Raw genomic sequence first — 25,772 nt, forward strand, 5'->3', positions numbered from 1 at the left:
CCGAGCGTCCATTGGGGGCTGTGCCAATGGTTGGAGTGACCGGGAACTGGCAAGATTCGGAACATGAATCCCGCCGAGAACCTGGACGACCTGAGCCCACAGCAATTGCGCGAGTTGGCTGCGACGCTGCGGGCGCAGATCCAGGAGCATGACGCCGTCATTGCGCGGCACGCGCAGGAGTTGCGCTACCGGCAAACCAAGATCGATCAGCTCACTCACGAGCTAGCCATCCACAAGCGTTGGAAGTTCGGCAAACGCAGCGAGCAACTGACATCGGCCCAGGCAAGCTTGCTGGAGGAAGCCCTCGATGCAGACCTTGAGGCAATCGAAGCCGAGTTGGAAGCGCTGATGCCGCCGTCCAAGTCGGAGCCCAGGGACAAGCCGAAACGCCAGGCGCTTCCGCCTCAATTGCCTCGCACCGAGATCCGTCACGAGCCAGAGTCCGAGACCTGCACGTGCGGCTGCGCGCTCAAGCGCATTGGCGAAGACGTCAGTGAGAAGCTGGATTACACCCCTGGCGTGTTCACGGTCGAACGTCATATCCGGGGCAAGTGGGTATGCGGGCAATGTGAGACTCTCACTCAGGCACCGGTTCCTCCCCACGTCATCGACAAGGGCATCCCCACCGCCGGGCTGCTGGCGCATACGCTGGTGTCCAAGTTTGGCGACCATCTTCCTCTGTATCGGCAAGAACGCATCTACGCGCGGGCCGGCCTGGCAATCCCGCAATCGACGCTGGGTGCGTGGGTCGGTATCTGCGGTGTGCGACTGCAACCGCTGGTGGATGCCCTGCAGGCTGAGGTATTGACCCAGAGCGTACTGCACGCCGACGAGACACCAGTGCAGATGCTCTCGCCAGGCGACGGCAAGACGCATCGCGCCTACCTGTGGGCCTACGCACCGAGCCAGCTCTCATCGTTGCGTGCAGTGATCTATCAGTTTGCACCTAGCCGCAGCGGCGAACATGCTCGCGCATTCTTGCAGGACTGGCAGGGCAAGCTGGTATGCGACGACTTCTCTGGCTACAAGGCCAGCTTCGGCGGTGGCATCGTCGAGATTGGGTGCATGGCTCACGCGCGTCGTAAGTACTTTGAGCTGCACGACAAGCACAAGAGCGAGTTGGCTGGCCAGGCGCTACGCTTCATTGCCGGGCTCTACGAGATCGAGCGAGAGGTGCGGGACGCAGAACCAGAACTACGCTTGGAAGCGCGACAGCAGCGGGCCAGACCAATCCTGGACGCACTGCATCTCTGGCTTGAAGAACAAAGGCGGCGGGTGCCAGACGGTTCGGCCATTGCGCGAGCTATCGACTACAGCCTCAAACGCTGGGTGGCACTCGTGCGCTACGTTGAGGATCCAGCCGTGCCTATCGATAACAACCATATCGAAGGGCAAATACGGCCTATCGCTCTTGGAAGATCGAACTGGCTGTTCGCAGGTTCGCTGCGCGCTGGCCAGCGCGCCGCCGCAGTCATGAGTCTGATCCAGTCGGCGAAGCTCAATGGGCATGACCCCTACGCCTACTTGAAAGACGTGCTTACGCGACTGCCAACCCAGAAGACCGCTGACATCGCGGAGCTCCTGCCACATCGCTGGACTGCCTCCGTCCTCCCTGAGTAGCCACGTCAAGACGGGTTCACCGGGCGCTTACACCAGACTTCGGTGACGCGCAGGTCTTTACACCAACAATGCTGTAGGCGGGGCAGACGCGCACGACGCCTGTCAGCAGTGGCAGGATGCCAATCCAGCCCCAGGCGCCAATGCGACCCGTCGCGGCCAGGCCAATTAGGACCAGCCCAACGACAATCCGGAGGACTCGGTCAATGGTTCCAACATTTGCTTGCATGACTGGCTCCTTGTCCATAACAAGACGGTGTGGATGAAAAGCAGAGTGGGGTTGCTGCTGAAAATATTGAGTTCTGGAAGCGAGAGCTCTTAAATGGTCTCGCCCCTTACAGGACGTCAGGCGTTGACGTGGCGCAAGCTCATGCGGAGCGATTACGCTGTCGGCGCTGGACTGACGCTATCGTGCGTCCTTCGGCTTGTCGCCCTTTGGCCAATCTTTCACCCTGGCCGCATAATCGGGCCTCGGCTGCCGCGTGAAGTAGGCTGCCACGTCTACGGAATCCTGCGCAGACAGCGTTCCACCCTGGCCAAGCGGCATGTTGTGCTTCACAAAAGCAGCGGCGGTGTACATGCGCGCCATCCCCGCTCCTACATTGAAGGAGTCCTTGCCCCAGACGGGCGGGAAAATGTAACCGCCTTGCGGGTTCTTGGTGCCCAGCCCCTCCGCCCCGTGGCAGGACGCGCATTGCGCTGCATAGAGTGCCTTACCGTGCTCTCTGTTCGGGACGAGCGCGGTATCAATCTTTTCGAAACCTCTGCCGGTCACGTTGGTGCCGGCCGGGACCCCCGTGGACAGCCACTTCATGTAGGCCATGATGGCATTCATTTCGGCCGAGTCGAACGCCAGCGGCTTGCCGTTCATTGAGCGTTGGAAGCAGTCATTGACGCGCTCCTGTAGCGAGATGATTTTTCCACTGCGCGACCGGTATTCCGGAAAGGCTCCGGCCAGCCCCACCCACGGCGATGCATAGGCAGTCGTTCCGGCATTGAGGTGACAGCTCGTACAGTTCAGTCTATTGCCGACATTGTTCGGAAGCTGTTTGTGGGTGTCCGTCAGCAAGACCTTCCCATGCCTGATGGCATCACCCATTGGCCCCTTGGGAATTGAAGCCTCGTCTGGCACGGGCATAGGCACCGCCTGCGATTCAGATAGCACTGGCGCACTGGCGGCTGCCAGCATGGCCAGGGTTAGAACACGCAGCTTGATTGTGTTCACGAGTGTGTCCTCAGGAATGGTTGTGTCGACTAACGTGTTCGCTTTGGTATTCGCATTAGGCAGCCATGGCGACTTTCGCGACCATGCCGATGGCAATCAGGCCGGCGACCACTGCAAAACCTTGTTGCAGCCTGTGGCCGCTCAACCGGCTGGCGACGAGCCTGCCCCCTAACATGGCAACCATGGCACTTCCAGCGAACGGCGCACCAATCTGCCAGTTCATGCGCCCGGCAATCGCGGTCGAAATGACGCCGGAAGCGGAGACCGGCGTGATGACTGCCAGGGACGCTGCCACGATGGCGTGCACTGGGGCGTTGGTGGCCTTCTTCAGGGCGGGAACAATGACAAAGCCGCCACCGACACCGAGCAGACCGGAGAGAAAGCCGGCGCCTACACCGGAGAGCGCAAGGGCGCGGGTGCAGGAAGCGGTCCAGACAAAGCGGCCGGTGCGATTGTCCAGTTGGCAAGGCTGCAACAGGCCGGCTCCCGTTGGGTGTTCCGGCGTGCTCCCGGTCGCTTGCCAGAACATCCGCCATGCCACAAAGGCCAGCACGGCTGCGAATAGCAGCGTTAGTGGGCCGTTCGGCAGACGGTGCGCGAGCCACAATCCGACAGGTGAGAACAGCGTGCCGGCGATAGCCATCAGCATGGCAGCGCGGTAACGCACAATGCCTGCGCGTAGTCCAAGTATGGCTCCTACGGCGGCAGACAGGCCCACCACAAGCAGCGCGACCGACGCGGCCTCCGCAACGTTCAGATGCAGAACGAAGAGCAGTAGCGGCACAGCGAGAATAGCGCCACCTGCCCCGGTCAACGCCAGGATGAGACCGACTACCGAGTCCAGCGCTGCACTGACGGCAAGTACGTTTTCCATCGATGTACGGCTTAACAGATGCGTTCATTGGACGTCGCCGCCGGGTGCTGGCCTGCTTACGCCCGTTGCAGGGTCGATTTGGCCCGCTCGGCGATTTCGAACACGACCATGCCGGCCACCATCGCCGCCACAAAGCCAACGGCCTTTGGATAGCCAGCGCCCAAGGCCACTAGCGCGGGGCCGGGGCAGAAGCCTGCCAGACCCCAGCCGATGCCGAACGCCGTGCTGCCCAGCACCAGCCGCAGCGTCACGGTCGTGGTGGCGGGAAGTTGCACGGGCAGCCCAAGGAAAGAGCGCTTGCGGCGTTTGGCAATCAGGAAGGCGAGTGAGCCGACGGCAATCGCACCGGCCATCACAAAGGCCAGGGACGGGTCCCAGATTCCTGCCAGGTCGAGGAAGCCCTGTACTTTGTCGGGGTTGGCCATGCCGGAGACCATCAGGCCGATGCCGAAGAGCAGGCCCGCGAGCAATGCGGTAATGGCGGTCACGTCAGCCTCCAATTAGGTGCCGCTGCACGAAGACAGTCAGAAATCCCGCCACCATGAACGTCAGGGTGGCGACCAGGGAGCGGACGGAACCGCGCGAGATGCCGCACACGCCGTGGCCGCTGGTGCAACCGCTGGCGTAGCGGGTGCCAAGGCCGACCAGAAAACCAGCGACCAGGATTTCTCCCCAACTCGCCTGGATATCGGCAACAGCGGGCTTGCCGAGCAGGCTCGCAAGTACTGGAGCGCCGACCAGTCCGGCAAGGAAGGCCAGGCGCCAGGCCATGTCCTTTCGGGGCAGGCTGAGTAGGCCGCCAAGAATGCCACTGATGCCGGCAATGCGGCCGTTGAGGAGCACTAGTACGGCTGCTGCGGCGCCGATGACGAGTCCGCCAACCAGCGACAGACCAGGCGTGAAGTTAGCAAGGTCAATCAGCATGTCGCGTCCTCCGAGGTATTGGCGCAGAACTGTTGATAAAGCACGGCCATGACGGCAAGCGCCTGGGGGCTTGCCACCGAATAGAAAATGTTCTTGCCGTCGCGGCGCGTCGCCACCAGACCGTTTTCACGGAGCACGGCGAGCTGTTGAGACAGCGTCGGCTGCCGGATGCCTAGCTGTTCCTCCAGCTCGCCAACAGACAACTCATCCTGCGACAGGCGGCACATCAGCAGCAGGCGGTCCGGATTGGCGAGCACCTTGAGCAGCGCACAGGCGTTCGTCGCAGCAGCTTGCATCGTGGCGAGGTCGATGGTCGGGTGGGACTGGTCCATGGGTTGTCTACACTTTGTCTGTTAATAGTATATTGAAAAATAAACTATCTGTGATCAGAATGTTTTGCATCCAAGGAGGCAAGCATGCAACCGACCATTCAACCGTTCTTTGACCCGGCCACCTGGACCGTAACGTACGTGGTGTATCAGGCGGGGTGTCCGGAGTGCGCCATTATCGACTCGGTGCTGGACTACGACCCCAAGGCGGGGCGGACATCGACAGCAAGTGCCGATAAGGTCATTGCGTTCGTTCGCGAGCATGCGCTGCGGGTCGAGTGGATTCTCGAAACACATGCGCACGCCGACCATCTCTCTGCTGCCCCTTATCTCAAGCGCCAACTGGGTGGCCGCATTGCCATCGGCCAGGACATCCGTCGTGTCCAAGGTGTGTTCAAGAAGCTCTTCAATCTCGAACCGGAGTTTCGGCTCGACGGGTCGCAATTCGACCATCTGTTTGAAGACGGTGAGACGTTCGACATCGGCGGTCTGACCGGCAAGGCGGTTCATGTGCCCGGCCACACCCCCGCCGACATGGCCTACCAGATAGGAGATGCGGTCTTTGTCGGCGACACGCTGTTCATGCCGGATGTCGGCACTGCCCGCTGCGACTTTCCAGGGGGCAATGCGCATGAGTTGTACCGGTCCATCCGCAAGCTGCTGGACTTGCCTGGCGAGACGCGACTGTTCATGTGCCACGACTATCCGCCCGAAGGGCGCGGCCCGACTTGGCAGACGACTGTCAGCGCCCAGCGTGAAGGCAACATCCACGTGCACGATGGCGTGAGCGAGGACCAGTTTGTGGCGATGCGGCGGGCACGTGACGCAACGCTGGCAATGCCGACGCTGATATTGCCGTCGGTCCAGGTCAACATCCGCGCCGGCGAATTGCCTCCACCCGAGCTCAACGGGGTGCGCTATTTGAAAATCCCGCTCAACGCCTTGTGATGGGCGATAGTAGCTGCGAATTGACAGTTTGGGTTTCTGTGCAAGTCCCTAGCCGCTCCGATGCCGGGCAGAGTCGGAGTGCCGGGTATTGGGTGAATGGCTAGACTCGGTCGCTACGTTAACCAAAAACACTTCGCTTCTGTGAGACTTCTCCAGAACAAGAAATCTAACGATTAGGTCGGCTAACGCCTTGCGTCAGTGGGTCGTTTGAGCTGTGCCCCCTGACACAGAGAAGGGCCATGTAAAGATGCACTTCGGTATCAGAGCAAATCTTGGTCAATTCCTGCAGCAACTACTGCAGGTTCTGCTCGTTGGCCTGACCATCGGGATGATGCGCAACGTTGTACCCGCGTTGGCCGAGTCTTAATTCGGCGTGCCACGCGGTTCATTCATGCTCTTGGTAGCCTTTGTCGTCGCCTTCGGCTTTGTGAAGGGCGCGATGAACTTCGTCGCGGGCCGTATGGCCGAACATTTTGGGCGAAAGCGAGTACTGCTGCTTGGCTGGCTCGTTGCCTTGCCAATACCCGCTTTGGTGTACTTGGCGACCAGTTGGTCGTGGATTGTGTTCGCGACCATCCTGCTCGGTATAAACCAAGGTCTGACCTGGTCCATGACTCAGACTGCGAAGCTCGATATCACGCGGGCGGACCAGCGGGGCTTGGTGATTGGTCTGAATGAATTGTCCGGTTACGTCGGCGTGGCGCTTGCTGGCGTTGTCACTGGATACCTCGCCTCGCTGCTCGGCCCACGGCAAGGTTTGCTCTGGTTCGGCGGCGTGGTCATCGGACTGGCCACGATTCTCGCTCGGCTCTCAGTGGTCGAGACCCCGCCTTGGGCGCGAGAAGAAGTAAAGCAACACGCAAGTCCGGCGGCACCAGCACTGCGCCCGAAATATCCGGAAGCGATTGGGCCGCAACCCACCACTGCAGAGATGTTTGCGCTGATGACCTGGCGTGACCGACGGATGGCAGCACTTTGCCAGGCTGGGATGGTCGAAAAGTTCGTCGATGCCCTGGTCTGGGTGTTCTGGCCTGTTTATCTGCATCAGCGCGGGGTGAGCCTGCCTGGAATTGGGTGGATTGTCGGCGTCTATGGCTTTACCTGGGGTGCGGCACAGTTTTTCACCGGTAAGCTGTCGGACCGCATTGGCCGCCATCTTCTCAACACCTTTGGTATGTGGATTTGCGGCGCAGCTGTTGCGCTAATGTCGCTCGGCTCGGGCTCAACCTGGTGGAGCGCCCCTGCCGTGATAACCGGACTCGGTATGGCCATGCTTTACCCAAACCTGAGCGCGGCGGTCGCCGATATTGCCCATCCGGATTCGAGAGCTTCGGCCATCGGCATCTACCGATTTTAGCGTAACCTAGGGAAAGACTGACCCGCTGTGCGACACGTGCTGCTGCCCACAGCGTGTCGAATGCCAAGTAGTAGGGGCGGCAAAGCTCGCTCTTGTCTTGTCGTATCCCAAGCGCCGAAGGAAAGCGTTTGGAACTGCGACCTGTTGTGCGACCAACAGTTGCCTATCCAGACATGCTCAACTGGTAACGGCTGGGTATGAAGCTTTGGAGACAACGTGCCTCTCGATTGACGGCTCGCCCCGGTGACGGGAAGGGTCGACACTGCCAGCCATCGGCGGTGTGGGGTGCCAGGCAAGTTCCGCATGCGTAACGTAAGTGAATTGTTGATAAACCTCGTCATTTCCAAAGGGCCAAAACGGCTGACAGGCCCTGACCAAAAGGTGTGCAGCCGGTTGCTCCTCTAATCAGAAGGAGCACGTCGTCACAAGCGCTGCCGGGGGAAAGACAGACGCTAAACGGATAGGCCCGGGAACAGTCGGGTCGGCAAGAACGGGAACGTGGTAAGCCCGACTCTCTGCCGAGGTTCGGAACATCGAATCGTTGGCAAGCGACCCGCGAGGGAAGCTGTTGGGGAAGCGGGTAAGAGAACGCGGAAAAAGCGAATGCCGATCTGTAATGGAACGGATAGGGGTTCGAACTTTGCCCCGGCCCGAAAGGGCGCAGACTTCCGCGAGGTGTGGCTGTCGCAGGCCAGTATTTGAGGTTCGACGAAGGGAAGCTTGGGAGAGGCTGCCTCGTTGCAGTTCAGCGCCCTCGTCTCAGCAATGGGATGAATCAACGATACGACGTTTGCGAAGGTCTTGAGCAGTACGGCGAGACCGGTATCAACTGATGATGCTTTAGCTGTGCTTGAGCCGTTTGCGGTGAAAGTCGCTTGGGCGGTTCTTTGGGGAGGGGGCGGCAGTGATGCTGTCTCCTTACCCGCTTAATCAGCGCGGCAGTCATCTGTGAGTGGCGTGTAAGCGTTGTCATGTGCATGCCCACGATATGAGTCGGAGATGAAGCGACAGATCAGTTTTGCGGAAGCGGAAAGCCACGGCAAGAAGCGGGTGACGCGACGCGAGCGCTTCCTGACGGAGATGGAGAGTTTGGTGCCGTGGACGCGCCTGATTGCGGCGGTCGAGCCGTACTACCCCAAGGGCAAACGTGGACGGCCGCCGATCGGTCTGGAGCGGATGCTGCGCATCTACTTCCTGCAGCAGTGGTACGGGTTGTCGGACGAAGCGCTGGAAGACGCGCTGTACGACAGCATGGCGATGCGGGCGTTTGCCGGGGTCGACCTGGCGGTCGAAGCGGTGCCAGACGCGACCACGCTGCTGAAGTTTCGCCGCCTGCTCGTCGAGCATGAACTGACGCGAAAGCTGTTCGACGAGATCGGCATCATGTTGTGCGAGCGGGGGCTGATGATGAAGGAAGGCACGATTGTGGATGCCACTATCATCGAGGCGCCGCCGTCGACCAAGAACAAGGAGAAGAGCCGCGACCCGGAGATGCACCAGACCAAGAAGGGTAATGAATGGCATTTTGGTATGAAGGCACATGTCGGCGTGGATGCGGCTTCGCGGCTGGTGCACAGCGTGGTGGGCACGGCGGCCAACGAGTCGGATGTGTCGCAGGCGCATGCCTTGCTGCATGGCCACGAGAAGCTCGCGTTTGGCGACGCGGGCTACACGGTCGTGGACAAGCGCAAGGAGATGCAAGGCAAGTCCGTGAAGTGGCGGGTGGCCGTCAAGCGCGGCAAGATCAAGGCGATGCGTGACGGTGCGTTCAAGGAGCTCCTGATCGCCGTGGAGCGGACCAAGGCCCAGATTCGGGCGCGGGTCGAGCATCCGTTCCACGTCATCAAGAATCTCTTCGGTCATCGCAAGGTTCGCTACAAGGGCCTGGTCAAGAACACGGCGCAGTTGTTCAGCCTGTTTGGTCTGGCGAATCTGGTGCTCGCCAGGAAGCTGTTGTTGGCCTCATAGGGGAGCAATCCGTCCTGAGCGCGCAAAGCGCGCCAGGAAAGGGAGCCTGTCAGATTTTTAGTGTGCCGAGGTCATGAGACGATTACGGAAACGTCCAATGACCGACACGACAGTGAACAAGAAGAGCAAGAACCCGAAGGCACCGAAGCTGTTTCCCGATGAGCTGATCGATCAACTGCTGGCCCAGGTGCAGAGCAAGGATGCCGAGTCGATCCTGGGCGAATCGGGCTTGGCCGGCCAGCTCAAGAAGCAGTTGGCCGAGCGTATGCTCGCCGCCGAGTTGAGTCACCATCTGGATAACGAGGCCGAGCAAGGCAAGACCGGCAACCACCGCAACGGCACCAGCCCCAAGACGGTCCTGACGCCCAACGGTGAGCTGAATCTGGATATTCCGCGCGATCGGCAGGCGACGTTCGAGCCCCAATTGGTCGGCAAGTATCAACGCCGGCTGCCTGGCTTCGACGACCACGTCATCAGCATGTATGCGCGCGGCATGAGCGTGCGCGAGATTCAGGGCCATCTGCTGGAGCTGTACGGGCTGCAGGTATCGCCCGATCTGATTTCCACGGTCACCGACGAGGTGCTGGCTGACGTCGAGCAATGGCAGCAACGCCCGCTCGAGGCCATGTATCCGATCGTGTACTTTGACGCGCTACGACTGAAGATTCGCGACGAAGGCACGGTCAAGAACAAGGCGGTCTATCTGGCGCTGGGCATCCGCGCCGACGGCCGCAAGGAAGTGCTAGGTCTGTGGATCGAGCAAACCGAAGGCGCCAAGTTCTGGCTGAAGGTCTTCAACGAACTGAAGAACCGCGGCTTGCACGACGTCCTGATCGCGGTGGTCGACGGCTTGCGCGGCTTCCCCGAGGCGATCGAGGCGGTCTATCCGGCCGCGCAAATCCAGACCTGCATCGTGCATCTGATCCGCAATTCGCTGAATCTGGCGAGCTGGAAGGACCGTAAGCCGTTGGCTGCCGCGCTCAAGCCGATCTATCAGGCCGCCACGGCCGAGGCGGCGGCCGCAGCGCTCGACACCTTTGCGGGAAGTGAGTGGGGACGCAAATTCCCTACCGTCGCGGCCATGTGGCAGCGCCAATGGGAACAGGTGATTCCCTTCTTCGTCTATCCGCCTGAGGTGCGTCGAATCATCTATACGACAAACGCCATCGAGAGCATGCACATGCAGTTGCGCAAGATCGTCAAGAATCGCGGCCACTTCCCCAGCGACGAGGCCGCCAGCAAACTGCTGTATCTGGCCTTGCGCAACATCGAAAAGGATTGGAAGATGCCACCTATCACCTGGCGGCAAGCAGTCAATCAGTTCGCCATTCTGTTTGGCGAGCGATTCACCTCCGCCATGAGCTGAGATTTTTTAACCGACCTCAGCACACAAAATTCCTGACACCTCCAGGAAAGGTGCGAAACGAGAGAAAAAATGGCTTGAATCGGCCCATCTCTCCCGCGTTGCGAAAATCGAAATCCTTGGCTTGTGCAACATCAAGCGCAAACCTCATTAGCGGGTAAGGGAACGACGTCACCGTCGCCCCCTCCCCAAAGAACCGTACGTGCGAGTTTCCCCGCATACGGCTCGCGCATGGCTAAAGCACCGTTGCCCGGCGCCGGCCTTTCCATACAGCACAAGACCTTCGCATACGTCATATCGTTGGCCCATCTCATTGCTGAGGCGGAGGCGCTGAACTGCCGTAAAACAACGACAGTCTCTTCCAAGCTGCCCCGCGTTGGACCGCAAATACTGGTTCGCGACAGCCACACCTCGCGCAAGTCTGCACCCTTTCAGGTCGGAGCAAAGTTTGAACTCCTATCCGGACGATTACAGTCTGGCATTCGCTTTTTGCGCGTTCTCTTACCCGCTTCCCCAACAGCTTCCCTCACGGGTCGCTTGCCAACGATTCGATGTTCTAAATGTTGGCAGAGAATCGGGCTTACCACGTTCCCGTTCTTGCCGACCTCGGCGATACCTCCAGCCCGAGGACTGTCCGTTTAGCGCCCGCCTATCCCACGGCAGCCCTGATGACGACGTGCCCCTACTGATCAAAGGAGCAACCAGCTGCTTACCTTTTGGTCAGGGCCTACCAGCCGCTTTGGCCCATCGGAATTGACGCGGTTTATCAGCGATTCACATCTGTTGCGCATGCGGAAATTTCCTAGTCCCTACACCGCGTTGCGGCTTGCAGCGTCGCCACCATTCGTCGCCGAATCATGACGTCTTTCGACGGGTACATTGTCCCCGGAGCTTCAGACCCGACGATTACTCATCACGCCTGTCCAGGTAGGAGACTGCTGGTCGTACAGCAGGTCACAGCACACTAGTACCGTATGTGACAAGACAAGAACGAACTTCGCTGCCCGCTGAAACTTGACTACCGACACGCCGCGGGCAAGCAGCACGTGTCGCACGATCAGCGATTCCCTAGAGAGGGTGCTCTGCGCTTATGGGTGTGGTGCTTCTGCACGTTAGCGTGGTGCCGCAACGCGCCATTGACGCGCTTCGCGGCAAACAGTGGCACATAGTCTTGAATCCGCGCCTCTACAATGAAGTCCTGCAACGCTTCAATGTAAATTTTCCACATCGGCCCCCTCGGCGAAAAAAAAGCGAACCGAAGTTCGCACTGATTCCGACTGGGCGTGCGCGCTAGGAAATACTATAGGGCAGGGCCAACACCTTTGTCGTGGGCCAAATGCTTTGTGGTGTTCTTGGCCGTTTCGTCGGACGCGCCGGCGGGCGTCGAAAAGGCCGATTGCCATGCTACTAGGACAGATTCGCTTCCTGTGGGCGCGTTCTTCGCGAGGTTTTCGAATAACTCTTGCGTATCGCGCTGACATTGCTGGAGGTGCGCTTGGGCGGCCGTCGAGAATTCGCCGTGAATGCTCGACAGGATTTCGGAGACCTGCCGGCTGTACGATGCCGCCTTTTCGGCTATGGGCTGGGTCAGGTGCACAGGCAGGGAAGCCCACTCTTGCTGGTTGTTGGCCGAAAGCGTCTTGCCCAGGATTTCATGATTTTCGGCGATAGTTGATTTGACTACTTGCAGATTTAGCTCAGCCAGCTTTTCGATGCCTTCGAAGGCTATGGTCGCCAGACCAAGGAGCCTTTCCACGCCCGCTTTCTGCGCGGAGATGGATTGTTCGGGGATGGGAGTGCTCATCACTGCTCCATAGGTGAGGCTGCGAGTGTTCGAGGGGAACTCTGAATCAGGACACAAGTAGTGCGCCGCCAAGTGGAAGTTTTTGCTGCGTTGCGGCAAAAATCATTCTAGGGGCGATTGCTCGGAAGTCAACTGTTTTTCGCTTGGGCAGGCTTGCGCGCTCGTAATGAAGTCGAGTTTCCGGTTGGCCGAAGAGTCCGTGGCAGAAAACAACCGATATCAGCGCCTTCCCGCACTTGGTTACCAAATCGTCATTTGGATTGTGTCCAATGCACGGGGCTCAGGCGCCGCCTTACTCGGTCCATTCCGCATCAACCTCCCGCAGCAGGTGCCCCGCGAGAATGTAGTCCCCAAAACTACTTGCCTTCGCTTCCAATGCCGCCAGGGCATTAGCTGCGAGCCGGTCTAGATTGAACTGGCAGTACAGGTTTCGTTGCCGGAACGTCGTCTTCGGGCGCTGGAGGCCAGCAATCAATGCTGCTCGCGAACTGACCGCAATGCTCTCGTGACCGCGATACGCGACGCGTATCCCAACCTGGTCGCCAAGGCGGGCGAGTTCGATGGCGTCCTGCCACCCTGACTCATACTGCAAGTCGAGCGTGGTTATCTCCGTGCTATCGAGAAGACGCAGTGCTTCACTTCTGCTCTTCGCGCTTGCTCTCGTCACGGTGCTCCCCCCTTCACTTCATCGGGACCGCCTTTGTTGCAGCGCGGTAATTCATATACGCTAACCGCTGCGGCGAGATTGCGCAATGCAATTTCGTCGCTTGGGAGCATGTGGTTGGGAAGGTTGTAGGCGGGCCATATGGCCCGCTGGTGTAAGTTGGACATCGCATGATGATGACGACGAAACGTCAGCATGCCAGGGTGAGACCTCATTCCGTCAAGGGAACGCCGGGAAGGAACTCCACGCCAGTTCGCTTCACAAGTTCGCGGTAGCTGATGGGACGGCCGGCGCGTGCGGAATCTGAGTTTTCAATCCAGTGAGCCCAAGCTCGATGGGACGTCGGGTCGTACACAAGCTTGAACCGGTATTGCGGCACCTACACTTGGTCGGGTCCAATGGTGTTTGGGGCGGCAGTCCCGAACACCGGTCCCGTAATGACGTACACATCCCCCGTGGCGCGCTGGACGTACTTTCGTGTTGCCTTCTCGATGCCCGCCCAGCTCCTTCTATTATTCTGCGGGGCCTGGGGACCATATTTTATGCAGACCCAATGTGTTCAGATATCAGGTGTTCCCCGTGTGCACAACTTGGCTGCCCACACCGCAAGCCGATCGACGTTCTCGGGTAATACGCGATCAGTTGAGCAGGCTGGCCATTGCCCTGGTGTCTAGCGGTCCCAGCGGGTCCGCAGAAATCCAACCAGACTAATGGTCGCTGCCACGGCAATGCTGACGGCCACCAGTACGAAAGCCGTATGCAAGCTTGCGTAGCCTTGCAGGACCAGCACCATGGCAGTCAGCGCAAATACGCAGCGCACCACACTTGCGGTCATCGGCCAGAGGATGCGTTGTGCGCCCTGACCTGCAAAGTAGAGCTCGAAAATCACGCCGATCGCCGCATAGAAAGGCGCTACCAGATGCAGGTATTGGGCGCCCACCGCCATCACGGCGCTATCGCTGGTAAACAAGCCCAGCCAGAGTTGCGGGAAGAGCGAGACAACCAGTCCGCCCAGGCCAACCACGCCGGCAACAAACAGTACGTTCACGATCGCCACGCGCCGGGCACGCGCCACGTTGCCCGCACCCAGGTTCGTGCCCACCAGCGTGATCGCGGCGGTTCCGAATCCGAACATCACCGGCACCAGCAGCAGCTCGAGGCGTGAGGCAATGCCGTAGCCGGCGATGGCGGCGACGCTCACGGCACCGGCCGCAGCGGTCAGCGCGTTGACTGAGGTGGCCGACATGACGGCGTTGATCGACGACAGCAAGCCGACGCCAAGCATCGCACTGAAATGCTTGCGTTGCAGCGGATAGCGGCGCAGGCGCAACGTTGACGAGGGCAAACGCATGTAGACGACCACCACGCCCAGCGCGGCGATATTGCACAGCACCTGGGCGACGCCGGCGCCCGCCACACCCATGCGGGGCGCACCCAGCCAGCCGTTAATCAGTACCGGTGACAGTATCAGGCCGGCAACTGCGCCGCCCAGGATGATCATCGCCGGCACCTTGACGTTGCCGGCGCCGCGCAGCGCCGCCTGCAGCAGCAGGAGTATCCAGAACGGGATCGCGCCTCCAAACAGGATGTTGGAGTAGAGCACCGCCTGGTCCAGCGATGGTCCGCTGCCACCCAGGCTGCGGTACAGTGCCGGTCCGGCCAACAGCACCACCAGGGAGGACAGTGCACCTGCCATGGCGCCGGTGATCACCGCATGCCAGGCCAGGCTTTCCGCCTCGTCCTGGCGGCGGGCGCCGGTGGCGCGGGCGATCGTCGACGACACCCCGCCCCCGATGCCGGCACTCGCTATCGTGGTCATCATGACCATGACGGGAACCACCAGGGATGCGGCGGCGATCGCTTTCACGCCTAGTGCGCTGACAAAATAGGTCTCGGCGACACTGACCAAGGTCGTCATGAACAGCACTGCAACCGTCGGCAAGGCAAGGCGGATCAAATTTGACAACAACGGACCGTGGAGCAGTCTGTTGGCCGGCAGGTTATCCGGAGGCGGAGAAATCTTCTCGGCCTGATTGGCAAGCGTAGCGGGCATGATCGTTTGTAAGAGGATGCGTGGTCGTGGTTCAGGCGGTCGCGGCGGCTCGGGTGAATTCCGCAGCGTGCGCCTCCACGAACTCGCGCATGCTCATCGGCGCACGGCCCGTCAGCCGCGTGAAGTCGTCCGTCATGCGGTCGTAGCGGCCCTGCTGATGCAAGCGCGCCATCGCGGCGAGGTGCGCCAGCAGATGCGCCGGAAGACCGGCGTCGCGCATCCTGCCGATCCAGGCGTCAACCGGCACGTCGCGGTAGATGATCTCGCGCCCGAGCACCTCGGAGAAGATCTTCGCGAAATGCGTCAGGTCGGTCGACTCGGGACCGGTGAGGTTGTAGATGCGGCCGATGTGCGCAGCCGGCTCGTCCAGCACCAAGGCGACGGCGAGCGCGACGTCCACCGCAGAGATGGGCGCGGTGCGGCCGCCGCCAAGTGGCAGCACGAGCGCATCGCTGTCGCGCACGCCCGTCGCGGCGGCCGCCAGGAAGAAGCCTTCCAGGAACACCGTCGGCCGCATCGTGACGACCGGCAGGCCGGACCACGCAAGCGCCTGCTCGGCGAGCCAGTGCAGCTTGTGCTGGGGGCTGTCGGTTGTCTCGGTGATGCTCATTTGCGTGATCGTCATCTGCGAAATGTTCACGATGGCCTCGACGCCGTGGTGACGGGCGACAGCAGCAATGTTGACGGTGGCCTCGAGATAGGCCGCGGAGACCGACATGCCGAAGTAAATGCGTTTGCAGCCCTCGACGGCGCAATGCACCGACGCGAGGTCGGTCAGGTCGCCCACTACCACCTCAGCGCCGAGGCGGCGAAGGCCTTCCGCGCGCGCGTCCTCCCGTCGCACCATGGCGCGCACCTTGTGGCCCTGGGCCAGCAGCATCTCGGTGACGCTGCGGCCGATGGCGCCGACCGCCCCGGCGGCGCCGGTCACGAGGATGGGAAAATCGATGTCTAAAAGGGGGGTCATAACGTTTCCTTGGGAATCAGGTTGTGAGGGAAGGGATAGGAATCGGCGCTGCATACTGCGCATGCGACAGTCATTGAAATTCAGTTCCCGCGACACGGAAGCTCTTCGCCCGCGATCGCCTTGATCGAGCGCGCGCCGACCGTCTACTGCGTTGAAACCGCACCGCCGGCGTCGGACAGGGTGCGCGATGGGGCTAGTGTGGGTCTGAAGGACCCACTTGACTAGTGCAATGTTCTGAAGCCAATATTGCACGGCATGAAAACATATGACCTGAACCTGCTGCGCACGCTGGACGCGTTGCTGGCCGCCGGCAGCGTCACCGGCGCCGCCGATCGGCTTCACCTGAGCGTGCCGGCGACCAGCCACGCGCTCGCGCGCCTGCGCGAACTCACTGGCGATCCGCTCCTGGTGCGCGCTGGCCGGCGCCTTGTGCCCACACCGCGTGCCGTGGCGCTGCGCGAGCCGGTGGCGCAGTGGATTGCGCAGGCCGCGGCGCTGGTGCAGGCGCCGCGCGGTGACGACTTGGCGGCCACTGAACGGAGCTTCGTCGTGCGCGCGCCGGACGGCTTCGCGATCGCCTTCGGCGGTGCCCTCGGCGCCGCGCTGGCGGCAGAAATGCCGCGCGCCCAGTTACGCTTCGTGACCGAGACACAAGACGACGACGGTGCGCTGCGCGACGGTCGCGTCGACCTCGACATCGGTACGTTCAGGCCGCGAGAACCCGAGATCGAAGTCGTCGACCTGTTCCCCCAATCTCTGATCGCGGTCGTGCGCGCCGGTCATCCGTTTGCCGCCCGCCCTGCGACCGCGCGCCGCTACGCAGCACAGTCGCACATTGACGTGCAGCGCCGCGCAGGCGCGCCATCGGCAGTCGATGACGCGCTGGCCGCGCTCGGCCTGGCGCGGCGCGTCGTGCTCACCGTGGCGAATGCCAGCGCGGCGCCCGTCATCGCCGCACGGGGCGACTTCGTCGCCACTCTCAGCGAGCGATTGGGGCGGGCGATGGCGCCCGGCCTCGGTCTCGTGGTGGTGCCGCTGCCGTTCCTGCCGCGCGGCGAGACGGTAGTCATGGCATGGCATCCGCGCCACGCAGCCGATCCGGCGCACGCGTGGCTGCGGCGGCAGGTGCCGGCAGCGATCGCCGCCGCCGGTGCCGCCCAGGGCTATCGGATGGTCTCGGCCCCTTCGACGACGTGAGCGCAGGCATGCCTGCGGCGCACGGCGACTGACGGGGAGAGGGATCCGCTTGCGGGCTGGGCACAATGGTGCCCGGCCCCAACTGAGGTGGCGGAAATAATCGCTCGCAGGCCGGCCTGATGCCCGGCCGAATTGAGACCGGGCGCGCGGCTTGAATTTACCCAATGAAAGTAACGAAGCCACTTTCGTCGCCGCCGGAGACGAAAGTCCGTTAGCGGGGCTGAAGCCGACATTCGAACGACCGAGTGACCGCGCGGGCCAATGACGTTTCATGGCCGACTTCAGGTGCCCGAGGGGAGGGCGCGGGTCGGCGCTACCCGACCATTCTCCGCAGCAGGCCGGTTTAATTGTTCCAACTCAGACGAGCAGGCGGCAATGGAGGAGATCAGACTAATGTTGTCGGATTTGCCAATGACGTGGCGAACGACAGGTGGAGGGCTGACCGCCATCCACCGCTATCAGTGCGATGCATGATGGCCCGTCGGCCGACGCATGGCCTGAATTTCCAGCCCAGTACGGGATTCGCAGGAACTTGCTACATTGCTGACTTCTGGCAAAAACAGCCCCACGCTGCTGCCCGCTCACCGCAAACCGACAGCCCAAGGAGGAGACATCGAATGCGCACCGCACTTCAACTTCGTTCGAAAATCAAGAGCAGCGGTGAACTCGAGTTGTCGCTAGACAGCATCGACACGCCGCACCCCGGCCCGGATGAAGTGCTCATCCGCATTGAAGCCTCTCCCCTCAACCCGTCCGATCTCGGTCTGCTGTTCGGTGCTGCTGACATGAGCACAGCCAAGGCCAGCGGCACGGCCGAGCGCCCCGTAGTCACCGCGCGTGTTCCGGAAGGCGCGATGCGCAGCATGGCGGGCCGCCTGGATGTGTCCATGCCGGTTGGCAATGAGGGCGCGGGCTTGGTCGTCGATGCAGGCTCGTCCCCTGCGGCGCAAGCCTTGATGGGCAAGACTGTGGCTGCCATCGGCGGCGCGATGTACTCGCAGTACCGCTGCATTCCCGCGGACCAGTGCCTGGTCCTTCCCGAAGGCGCCACGCCTGCTGACGGCGCGTCGTCATTCGTCAACCCGCTCACCGCACTGGGCATGGTTGAGACCATGCGGCTCGAAGGACATAGCGCCCTGGTGCACACCGCCGCGGCGTCCAACCTGGGCCAGATGCTCAATCAGATCTGTCTCAAGGATGGCATCAAGCTGGTGAACATCGTGCGGAAGCAAGAGCAGGTGGACCTGCTCAAGGCACAAGGTGCGGTCCACGTCTGCAACGCCGCGTCGCCCACGTTCATGCAGGACCTCACCGAGGCACTCGTCGCCACTGGCGCAACGATCGCGTTCGACGCCACGGGCGGCGGCAAGCTCGGCGGCCAGATCCTCACCTGCATGGAAGCAGCCTTGAACAAGTCGGCCCGCGAATACAGCCGCTATGGCTCGACCACCCACAAGCAGGTCTACCTTTACGGCGGCCTGGACACAAGCCCGACCGAGTTTAACCGCAACTTCGGCATGGCGTGGGGCATGGGCGGCTGGCTGGTGTTCCCGTTCCTGCAAAAGATCGGGCGCGAGCGGGCCAACGCGCTGAAGCAACGCGTGGTGGCGGAGCTGAAGACCACCTTTGCCAGCCATTACTCGAAAGAGATCTCGCTGGCCGAGGCACTGGACCTGGACGTGATCGCCGTCTACAACAAGCGTGCGACGGGGGAGAAGTACCTGATCAACCCGAACAAGGGCCTGGCTGGATAAATCGCCCCGGGGCGCCTTGCGCGCCCACCGTGTCAAGAATCTGCCTCTGCGCCATAGTCAGCGGCGCTACGCTGCCGGCCGGCAATGGGTGAGCGCCTTCCAGTTCCTCGGCGGTGTAGAAGCTCACCCAGATACTGCCCTGGCAGTCATCGCGCACCAGGGGCAAGTCCAGCGCAACGCTGGGTGCCGCGAGCATCAATGGCGTTCCCCGCTTGGCGTTGCCATGGGTCAGCGGCATTGCCAGACCGGCGTTGCGTGCGGCCTCAGCACGTTCGATCCGTGCGAAGATCGTCATGCCCTTGTCCAATTGGCCGCCGGCTTCTGCCGGAGATGCCGCGGCCGTCTCTGGCTTGAACGAGACGGTCGCAGTTTAAGCATTCACAACGACGTGCCTGCTTCAAATCGCAGTAGGGTTGGCCTGCATGATTAGCACCTTTGTGTTTGCGAGAATCTGCCGTGCAAGGCTGGCGTCACCCGCCGCCCGCGACATACTCACCGCGCCGACGATGGCGGTGAGAATCGCCGTTGCGCGGGCGGTCGCCGCCTCGCCGCTGCCGATGGTCTGCGCAATCTGCTGCACGTTTTTGTTGAACTGTTCGGCAATGACCTGCTGGACCTGCGGGCCTGCGTAGCGTGCTTCTCCGGCGAGCGTGCAAATGCCGCAGCCGCCCGTCGGATCGGCCACATGAGCGGGATCAAGCCACGTATCCACTACTTGTTCAAGAGTGGGTTTCTTCTTGCGCGAAAAAAGCGCATCGAGCTTGGTCTGGCCTCTATCCATGGCGCGCCTGGCCGCCTCGGCAATCATTGCGTCGCGAGACTCGAAATGCCCATAGAAGGCCCCCTTGGTGAGGCCCGCGTTCTGCATCAACTCCGCCACAGCAACGCTATCAAGCCCTCGTTCGCTTATCTGACGTGCGGCTTCGTCCAGGATGCGCTCTCGGCTGGCCGCCTTCTCTGCTTGTGAATGTCCCATTGCTTAGCAATCCCAACACACTGATACTTGACAATCTGCAGTACGAACGTAATACTGATTCTGCAGTGCGAATGACCTGCACATTATACCGCGCCGGCAGCCGCGTGAATCGGCGGAAAGGCATATCAGTGAAAGGAGCAGTTGATGAGCGCATTACTTGAACAAGCAGTCGGGGCCCACGGAGGGATCAAGAACTGGAGGAAGCTCCGCGCCGTATCCGCCAGACTGGATATCGGCGGTGCCCTATGGCAGGTCAAGGGGCAACCTGAAATGTTCAGGGACGTCGAACTGGAGGCGGACCTGCGAACGGAACGCCTTGCGATGACGTCGCAGACTGCCGGTTGGAAAGGCCATTTCACGCCGGACCTGGTGCGAATCGAATCGTTAAAAGGAGATTGGATCGAAGAGCGCCACGCGCCAAGGACGTCGTATGAAGGCCATACTCTGCAGACCCAGTGGGACCGCTTGCATGCGTTGTACTTTGGCAGCTACGCCCTCTGGACCTACCTGACCATACCGTTTCTCTATACATACCCAGGCTTCCATACGGAAGTGTTGCCCGAATGGAAAGAAAACGGAGAGGTGTGGCAGCGGCTGAAGGTGACGTTCCCGGACTCGATTGCGAGCCATAGCCGGGAGCAGATCTCCTATTTCGGCAAAGACGGCCTGCTGCGCCGCCACGATTTCACAGTGGAGGTGGTGAATGGTGCGCCCGGCGCCAACTACGCATCGAACTATCAGAACGTTGGCGGCATCATCGTCCCGATGTCGCGTCGCGTCTATGCCTATGACACGGCAGGACAAAAGATCGCTGACCCGCTTCTCGTGTCCATCGATTTTCGTTCGGTTGCATGGCGCACGGACTGAGCCTGTGTTCTGAACAGTCTTGTCGCGTTGTGGCGCGTACTACCCCTTCAAATCCCAAAGGCACGAATGGTTTGCTCTGGCTGAACCTTCCGTGCACCAGTAAAAGGGGTTCCGGCCATGAAAGCCCATCATCTTCAAAGACCTGACTATTCGTGGCTTCTCGATAGGAAACCCTCACTTCGCCAATCAAATCACCGATGGTGTCAGCCGCGCAGATGGTGGTATCGGGCAGATGTCAGTTCCCATCGCGGCGGAATACGGACTCGAGGAAATCGGTGCTGCGATCGTCCATGCCGAGAAGGGCGGAAAAATTCTGCTGAAGGTGGCTAGTTAGAAAAAGGGAAACAGCGGAGGCTCCGCCCTGAATGTCAACGACGGGCGGGGCCGCAATTTGCTCGTAGCAGACATTCGGATGTCCGGCCTGGCGCATCGGCGAACCTCGCTTATGGCCGAACCCGGTCAACGGAGGGGGAGGGAGGCGATCGTCGTCTGCGCAGCCATTTGTACAGCGCGCCTCGTCAGTGTGATTTCGAGATCAGTGGGTCTGGGGCATATCGGTATGAATGCGATTCGACGGCGTCCAGTTTCTTGAATGGCGCAAGCCGGTTTCGAATGACCGACTCAAGCTAGAGGAGCAACTGGCCGTATCCGACAACCCTTCTCCGTCGCGGGGGTAGTGATACCAGTGACCGGTGTTTGACTACGACTAGACATCGTATTCTTCGGGTGCTTTCCGCCGGGTACCATCAGAGCAGTCGATGCCGAATTCGACGCCTGGCTAAGGAACGTTTCAAGGTGCGATTACGCTTTACGCGCGTGTCGGCGGGCAGCCGATCCGGTGGGCTTGTCTGCGCGTTGTTGTGGCTGGCGTGCGCGAGACTCGTCGTGCATTGTTTTTACCGGGTTGCAATCAGGCCGCGCGAAGCACCGTCAGTAGGTATGATCGGCAATCACGCGGGCCACCGCCTGAAGTGAATGCCTGAGCGCGTCCATGCTGACGGAGCCCAGCGCCAGCCGTATCGCACGCGGAACCGTACCGGACGTAGAGAACGGATGCGCCGTGGAGACCGAGATCCGCTCCCGCATCAGCGCCATGGCGATCGCGTCCGCGCGGACCTCCTCTTCCAGGGGAAGCCAGACGAAGTACGAAGCGGGATGACTGATTCGCTTGATCCCGCCGAGCACTTCAGAGGCAAGACGCTGGCGCGCCGCTGCATCCTGTCGCTTGGCGGCTTCCAGTCTTGCCACCGTGCCGTCCTCGATCCAGCCGCAGGCCATGGTTGTCATGATCGCGGGTGTATTCCAGGTCGTCGCGCGGATGGTTCTCTCGAGCTTGGGTACGAGTTCGCGCGGGGCGCAAACAAAGCCGACGCGCAGCCCCGTTGCCACGCTCTTTGACAGGCTCGATACATTCACTGTTGTCTCCGGCGCGAGCGACGCCAACGGAGGCGGTGCATCATCGGCCAGGAAGGCGTAGGCGGCGTCTTCGATGATTAGCAGGCCATGCTGGCGCGCAATGCTGACGAACTGCCGACGTCGGCTTGCGCTCATCACCCAGCCGAGCGGATTGTGCAGCGTCGGCATGGTGTACACGGCGCGAACCCGTCTTTGGGTGCACAAGTGCAGCAATGCGTTCAGATCGGGGCCCTGTGCGCCGGCTGGAAGCGGCGCGAGTTCCAGGCGGTTGGCCTCGGCGGCGAGCTTGAATCCCGGGTAAGTCAGGGCGTCCACGGCTACCACGTCGCCCGGTTCGAGCGCGGCCATGGCTGTCATCGTCAATCCATGCTGGGCGCCGCTCGTCAGCAGGACGGTGTCCGCTGATGCCGGCACGCCGCGGTTCGCCAGATGCCGTGCCACCACTTCGCGTTCGTGCTCGCGCCCGCCGTGAGGCTGGTAGCGAAGCAGCGCTTCCAGCTCGCCCGCGGCTGCGAGCTGGCGCAGCGCCGTCCGAAGGAGTTCTGTCTGGTCCGGCAAGGCGGGGTAGTTGAAGCTCAGGTCGACCGTGTCGGCGCTCCAGGCCAGCAAGTCGACGCCCTGGCCACGGGGCAGTGCCTCCTTGACGAACGTGCCGCGTCCGGTTTCTCCACTCACCAGCCCCATTTCCTGAAGCTCAGCGTAGACGCGCGTGGCTGTGACCAGCGCGAGTCCTTCGCGCGCCGCAAGGTCGCGGTGCGTCGGCAGCCGCGTGCCGGGACGCAATCGCCCGGCGCGAATGTCGTCCGCGAGGCGGTCGACCAGTTGCTTGTAGCGAGCCTGGCGCATGCTGGAGTGTATCCATGACAATTATTTGAGCGTATTGATTATCCGCTCCAGAATGGGCCTGTACAAGGACACACACTTGAGGCTCGCCGTGCACATCGCCATCCTGGCCTTCGAAGGCTTCAACGAACTCGACTCGCTGATCGCCTTCAACATCCTTAACCGGGTCACGCAGTCGGACTGGCGCGTGTCGATCGCCAGTCCGACTGCCACCATACGTTCGATGAACGGCCTGGTGATGGAGTCGCAGGCCTCGCTCGAGGAGGCCTGCGAGGCGGACGCGGTGCTGGTCGGTAGCGGGGTGCGCACGCGCGATGTTGTCGCCGATACGGCACTGATGTCGCAATTGAAGCTGGACCCGACACGTCAGTTGCTCGGTGCGCAATGTTCGGGGACGTTGATACTCGCTAGACTCGGCTTGCTGGGCGACGTGCCGGCGTGCACAGACCTGACCACGAAGTCGTGGGTGCAGGAAGCCGGAGTCGCCGTGCTGGATCAGCCATTTGTGGCCCATGGGAACGTGGCGACTGCGGGCGGTTGCTTGTCGGCGCCGTATCTGGCTGCCTGGTTCATCGCACGACTGAAAGGCGTGGATGCTGCGTGCAGTGCGATTCACTACGTCGCGCCGGTCGGGGAGAAGGACGCCTTTGTGGCGCGCGCGCTGCGGAACATTTCGCCATTCCTCTGAGGCTCACTGAGGCTGACGGGGGAGGGGGAGCGATCTCTGGTGGCTGGCACGGGAATTCTCGAGCCGTTTACTTCGCATACGAAATGTACATATACTTCGCATGCGAACCTAGTGAATGCCTGTGACATTCATCACCCAACCCACCTAGAGGTCGACCATGACCCCGGAAATCCATTTTGACCTGAGCGACGGCGTCCTGACCATTACGCTTGCCCGGCCGGAGAAGAAAAATGCCATGACGAACGAGATGTACGGCGTGCTGGCCGATACGATCGACGCGGCGCAGCAGGACCACAGTATCCGCGTCGTGCTGTTGCAGGGAGATGGAGACAGCTTCACGGCCGGCAGTGATGTGGGGGAGTTTGCGGCGATCGCGGCGGGAAAGGGGCCCGGCGAACGGAACGTGCATCGCTTCCTGCACGCGCTCGCCAATGCGACGAAGACGCTCGTTGCCGCAGTCAACGGCAAGGCGGTCGGCGTCGGCACCACCATGTTGCTTCATTGTGACTACGTCGTGCTCGCCGAAGACGCACAACTCATCACGCCGTTCGTCAACCTTGCCCTCGTTCCCGAGGCGGCTTCGAGTTACCTGTTGCCCTTGCGCATTGGACATGCCCGGGCCTTCGAGATGTTCGCGCTGGGCGAGCCGCTCGATGCACAAAACGCCGTTGCATGGGGCATCGCCAACAAAGTCTGCGCCACCGATCAACTGCGGGAGGAAGCGGCGCGGATGGCCCGCAGGATTGCCGGGAAGCCGTCTGGCTCGCTGAACGCAATGAAGACGCTGATGCGCGACGCGGAAAGACTGGTCGCGCAAATGGCGAGCGAAAGCGCCCGGTTCGAGGAGCGGCTCGCCAGTGCGGAAGCGAGGGAAGCCTTCTCGGCCTTTGCCGAGAAGCGCAAGCCTGATTTCATGCGAATCGCGGCCCGCGCTGTCCAGGGCTAGGCTTCGCTGTCGTCAGTGGCCGGGAATTTTGTCTGCAGGCTTGTCAGCCACCGTGCGACGATATCCAACTCGGCCTCGGTGAAGCCTTTCGTTAGTTTGGCGTTCAATGCCTTCATTCCGGCTTTCGAGCGCTGGCGCGCGGCCGGCTTCGGTCAACCATAGGCGTGACACACGGCGATCGGACTCGTCCGGCCGGCGCTCGATTAGCCCCGCCTTTTCCGTACGGTCGGCAAGGCCGCTCATCCCCGGTGCCCCCAGGTCCAATGCGGCAGCCGCCTCGCTCATCAGCGCACCGTCGTTGCCTCCCAGGAAAAACAGGAGCCCTGCCTGGGCTGCAGTCACGCCGCCTCCGGCCACTCGCGCTTGTGACCACCGCTGCAGGCGCCGCTGGCCCACATTCAACAGATAGACAAGGTGATGTTCCATATCGGGATCCGCTTGGACGTGGGAGTTAGTTCGTATGCGAATATACCATGCACCCCTGTCAATGCCGCCGATTGTATCCATGACAATTATTTGAATGTCATGGTGCATTGACCTTACGATGGAGCCATACCCTCCTTGGTCAGGTCCGATACGCTGAAGTGCGAGTGAAGTCTGGCAGCGCTTGCCCCGAAAGCGGGACGGCCAACATGGCGGGGAAACAAGGAGGAATCATGGACGACTTCCTGACCGCCCTCGGCGCCATCTGCTTTTTTATCTCCGTGTACACGGCGCTGTCGTATGAGCCGAAGGCGATCAACATCCGCGCCGGAATTCCGCGCAATCCCCTTCAGTCGATAGGCCGCGAGACGGGAAAGCCGGGCAGCTCCGAGCTCGCCTCCGCGGCTTGCCATCCACGCTGGCCGGGAAGGGATTCGCGCAGGCGCTCGCTCCATTGCGAGAGGACATCATCGGGCCGAATACGCTCGTCCCGCAGGTGACGTTCCGGAACAGCTCTATGCTCATCTCAGGTTTCATCGCCCATCGCGAACCCATACAGCCTTTGCGCC

General features: G+C 61.4%; 24 protein-coding genes and 2 pseudogenes. 11 read left to right on the forward strand and 15 right to left on the reverse strand.

The window, feature by feature from the left end:
* The first annotated feature begins 63 nt into the window (after positions 1-63).
* Positions 64-1,620 carry an IS66 family transposase gene (locus tag CupriaWKF_RS32385; protein ID WP_276103010.1) on the forward strand — a complete coding sequence of 519 codons (1,557 nt, stop codon included), beginning with the start codon at positions 64-66 and terminating at the stop codon, positions 1,618-1,620.
* Between the two features lie 16 nt (positions 1,621-1,636).
* Here CupriaWKF_RS32385 and CupriaWKF_RS32390 read toward each other — a convergent pair whose 3' ends face one another.
* The 6 genes from CupriaWKF_RS32390 to CupriaWKF_RS32415 all read right to left on the reverse strand — a co-directional run bounded on the left by CupriaWKF_RS32390 (position 1,637) and on the right by CupriaWKF_RS32415 (position 4,972).
* On the reverse strand, positions 1,637-1,846 hold the full coding sequence (locus CupriaWKF_RS32390) for a DUF2892 domain-containing protein (protein ID WP_276103428.1): 210 nt from the start codon (positions 1,844-1,846) through the stop codon (positions 1,637-1,639).
* 177 nt (positions 1,847-2,023) lie between these two features.
* The gene (locus CupriaWKF_RS32395) at positions 2,024-2,842 is read right to left on the reverse strand and encodes a c-type cytochrome (protein WP_276103429.1); all 819 of its coding nucleotides are present in this window, start codon (positions 2,840-2,842) and stop codon (positions 2,024-2,026) included.
* Positions 2,843-2,897: 55 nt separating this feature from the next.
* Positions 2,898-3,716, reverse strand: a complete 819-nt coding sequence (locus CupriaWKF_RS32400; protein WP_276103430.1) for a sulfite exporter TauE/SafE family protein — start codon at positions 3,714-3,716, stop codon at positions 2,898-2,900.
* A 56-nt stretch (positions 3,717-3,772) separates the two neighbouring features.
* A complete protein-coding gene (locus CupriaWKF_RS32405; RefSeq protein ID WP_276103431.1) occupies positions 3,773-4,204 on the reverse strand; it encodes a YeeE/YedE family protein in 432 nt (143 codons plus the stop codon).
* Between the two features lies 1 nt (position 4,205).
* Positions 4,206-4,640, reverse strand: a complete 435-nt coding sequence (locus CupriaWKF_RS32410) for a YeeE/YedE family protein (protein WP_276103432.1) — start codon at positions 4,638-4,640, stop codon at positions 4,206-4,208.
* Positions 4,634-4,972 (reverse strand): metalloregulator ArsR/SmtB family transcription factor, encoded by a 339-nt coding sequence (locus CupriaWKF_RS32415; RefSeq protein WP_276103433.1) that lies wholly within the window; start codon positions 4,970-4,972, stop codon positions 4,634-4,636. Before CupriaWKF_RS32415 ends, CupriaWKF_RS32410 begins: the two co-directional genes overlap by 7 nt.
* Before the next feature lie 84 nt (positions 4,973-5,056).
* Here CupriaWKF_RS32415 and CupriaWKF_RS32420 point away from each other — a divergent pair, with 84 nt between their 5' ends.
* The 4 genes from CupriaWKF_RS32420 to CupriaWKF_RS32435 all read left to right on the forward strand — a co-directional run bounded on the left by CupriaWKF_RS32420 (position 5,057) and on the right by CupriaWKF_RS32435 (position 10,608).
* Positions 5,057-5,917, forward strand: a complete 861-nt coding sequence (locus CupriaWKF_RS32420; RefSeq protein WP_276103434.1) for an MBL fold metallo-hydrolase — start codon at positions 5,057-5,059, stop codon at positions 5,915-5,917.
* 391 nt (positions 5,918-6,308) lie between these two features.
* On the forward strand, positions 6,309-7,274 hold the full coding sequence (locus CupriaWKF_RS32425) for an MFS transporter (RefSeq protein ID WP_276103435.1): 966 nt from the start codon (positions 6,309-6,311) through the stop codon (positions 7,272-7,274).
* A 999-nt stretch (positions 7,275-8,273) separates the two neighbouring features.
* On the forward strand, positions 8,274-9,242 hold the full coding sequence (locus tag CupriaWKF_RS32430) for an IS5 family transposase (protein WP_276103436.1): 969 nt from the start codon (positions 8,274-8,276) through the stop codon (positions 9,240-9,242).
* A gap of 97 nt (positions 9,243-9,339) precedes the next feature.
* On the forward strand, positions 9,340-10,608 hold the full coding sequence (locus tag CupriaWKF_RS32435; protein ID WP_276098122.1) for an IS256 family transposase: 1,269 nt from the start codon (positions 9,340-9,342) through the stop codon (positions 10,606-10,608).
* Between the two features lie 1,297 nt (positions 10,609-11,905).
* Here the strand turns inward: CupriaWKF_RS32435 and phaP are convergent.
* The 5 genes and pseudogenes from phaP to CupriaWKF_RS32460 all read right to left on the reverse strand — a co-directional run bounded on the left by phaP (position 11,906) and on the right by CupriaWKF_RS32460 (position 16,093).
* Entirely contained in the window at positions 11,906-12,409 is a 504-nt protein-coding gene (gene phaP, locus CupriaWKF_RS32440) for a TIGR01841 family phasin (protein ID WP_276103437.1), read from the reverse strand.
* Positions 12,410-12,701: 292 nt separating this feature from the next.
* Positions 12,702-13,076 carry a PHA-granule associated protein 4 gene (locus tag CupriaWKF_RS32445; RefSeq protein WP_276103438.1) on the reverse strand — a complete coding sequence of 125 codons (375 nt, stop codon included), beginning with the start codon at positions 13,074-13,076 and terminating at the stop codon, positions 12,702-12,704.
* Positions 13,077-13,284: 208 nt separating this feature from the next.
* Positions 13,285-13,605: pseudogene (locus CupriaWKF_RS32450) on the reverse strand (DNA/RNA non-specific endonuclease); the annotation flags it as partial.
* 138 nt (positions 13,606-13,743) lie between these two features.
* Positions 13,744-14,991, reverse strand: coding sequence for an MATE family efflux transporter (locus CupriaWKF_RS32455; RefSeq protein ID WP_276103439.1), 1,248 nt, complete (start codon positions 14,989-14,991; stop codon positions 13,744-13,746).
* Positions 14,992-15,157: 166 nt separating this feature from the next.
* The gene (locus CupriaWKF_RS32460; protein ID WP_276103440.1) at positions 15,158-16,093 is read right to left on the reverse strand and encodes an NAD(P)H-binding protein; all 936 of its coding nucleotides are present in this window, start codon (positions 16,091-16,093) and stop codon (positions 15,158-15,160) included.
* 255 nt (positions 16,094-16,348) lie between these two features.
* On the opposite strand from CupriaWKF_RS32460, the gene CupriaWKF_RS32465 reads away from it, so the two are divergent.
* Together CupriaWKF_RS32465 and CupriaWKF_RS32470 are read left to right on the forward strand one after the other, a co-directional pair.
* Entirely contained in the window at positions 16,349-17,290 is a 942-nt protein-coding gene (locus CupriaWKF_RS32465) for a LysR family transcriptional regulator (RefSeq protein ID WP_276103441.1), read from the forward strand.
* A gap of 617 nt (positions 17,291-17,907) precedes the next feature.
* Positions 17,908-19,044, forward strand: a complete 1,137-nt coding sequence (locus tag CupriaWKF_RS32470; protein ID WP_276103442.1) for a zinc-binding dehydrogenase — start codon at positions 17,908-17,910, stop codon at positions 19,042-19,044.
* Here CupriaWKF_RS32470 and CupriaWKF_RS32475 read toward each other — a convergent pair.
* Both CupriaWKF_RS32475 and CupriaWKF_RS32480 read right to left on the reverse strand, forming a co-directional pair.
* Positions 19,016-19,339: a DUF302 domain-containing protein gene (locus tag CupriaWKF_RS32475; protein WP_276103443.1), complete on the reverse strand. Its 324-nt coding sequence runs from the start codon at positions 19,337-19,339 to the stop codon at positions 19,016-19,018. The two genes, CupriaWKF_RS32470 and CupriaWKF_RS32475, sit on opposite strands and share 29 nt — an antisense overlap.
* A 102-nt stretch (positions 19,340-19,441) precedes the next feature.
* Positions 19,442-20,020 carry a TetR/AcrR family transcriptional regulator gene (locus tag CupriaWKF_RS32480; RefSeq protein ID WP_276103444.1) on the reverse strand — a complete coding sequence of 193 codons (579 nt, stop codon included), beginning with the start codon at positions 20,018-20,020 and terminating at the stop codon, positions 19,442-19,444.
* 144 nt (positions 20,021-20,164) lie between these two features.
* Here CupriaWKF_RS32480 and CupriaWKF_RS32485 point away from each other — a divergent pair, with 144 nt between their 5' ends.
* On the forward strand, positions 20,165-20,887 hold the full coding sequence (locus CupriaWKF_RS32485) for a hypothetical protein (protein ID WP_276103445.1): 723 nt from the start codon (positions 20,165-20,167) through the stop codon (positions 20,885-20,887).
* Positions 20,888-21,817: 930 nt separating this feature from the next.
* Here CupriaWKF_RS32485 and CupriaWKF_RS32490 read toward each other — a convergent pair.
* Positions 21,818-23,149 carry a PLP-dependent aminotransferase family protein gene (locus tag CupriaWKF_RS32490; RefSeq protein WP_276103446.1) on the reverse strand — a complete coding sequence of 444 codons (1,332 nt, stop codon included), beginning with the start codon at positions 23,147-23,149 and terminating at the stop codon, positions 21,818-21,820.
* Between the two features lie 88 nt (positions 23,150-23,237).
* On the opposite strand from CupriaWKF_RS32490, the gene CupriaWKF_RS32495 reads away from it, so the two are divergent.
* Entirely contained in the window at positions 23,238-23,834 is a 597-nt protein-coding gene (locus CupriaWKF_RS32495) for a DJ-1/PfpI family protein (protein WP_276104093.1), read from the forward strand.
* A gap of 157 nt (positions 23,835-23,991) precedes the next feature.
* On the forward strand, positions 23,992-24,780 hold the full coding sequence (locus CupriaWKF_RS32500) for an enoyl-CoA hydratase (protein ID WP_276103447.1): 789 nt from the start codon (positions 23,992-23,994) through the stop codon (positions 24,778-24,780).
* On the opposite strand, the pseudogene CupriaWKF_RS32505 reads toward CupriaWKF_RS32500, so the two are convergent.
* A pseudogene (locus tag CupriaWKF_RS32505) lies at positions 24,777-25,206 on the reverse strand (MarR family transcriptional regulator). The gene CupriaWKF_RS32500 and the pseudogene CupriaWKF_RS32505 overlap by 4 nt on opposite strands.
* Before the next feature lie 230 nt (positions 25,207-25,436).
* On the opposite strand from CupriaWKF_RS32505, the gene CupriaWKF_RS32510 reads away from it, so the two are divergent.
* Positions 25,437-25,703: a hypothetical protein gene (locus tag CupriaWKF_RS32510; RefSeq protein ID WP_276103448.1), complete on the forward strand. Its 267-nt coding sequence runs from the start codon at positions 25,437-25,439 to the stop codon at positions 25,701-25,703.
* Positions 25,704-25,772: the final 69 nt, after the last annotated feature.

Source organism: Cupriavidus sp. WKF15 (assembly GCF_029278605.1).
Classification (GTDB): Bacteria; Pseudomonadota; Gammaproteobacteria; order Burkholderiales; family Burkholderiaceae; genus Cupriavidus.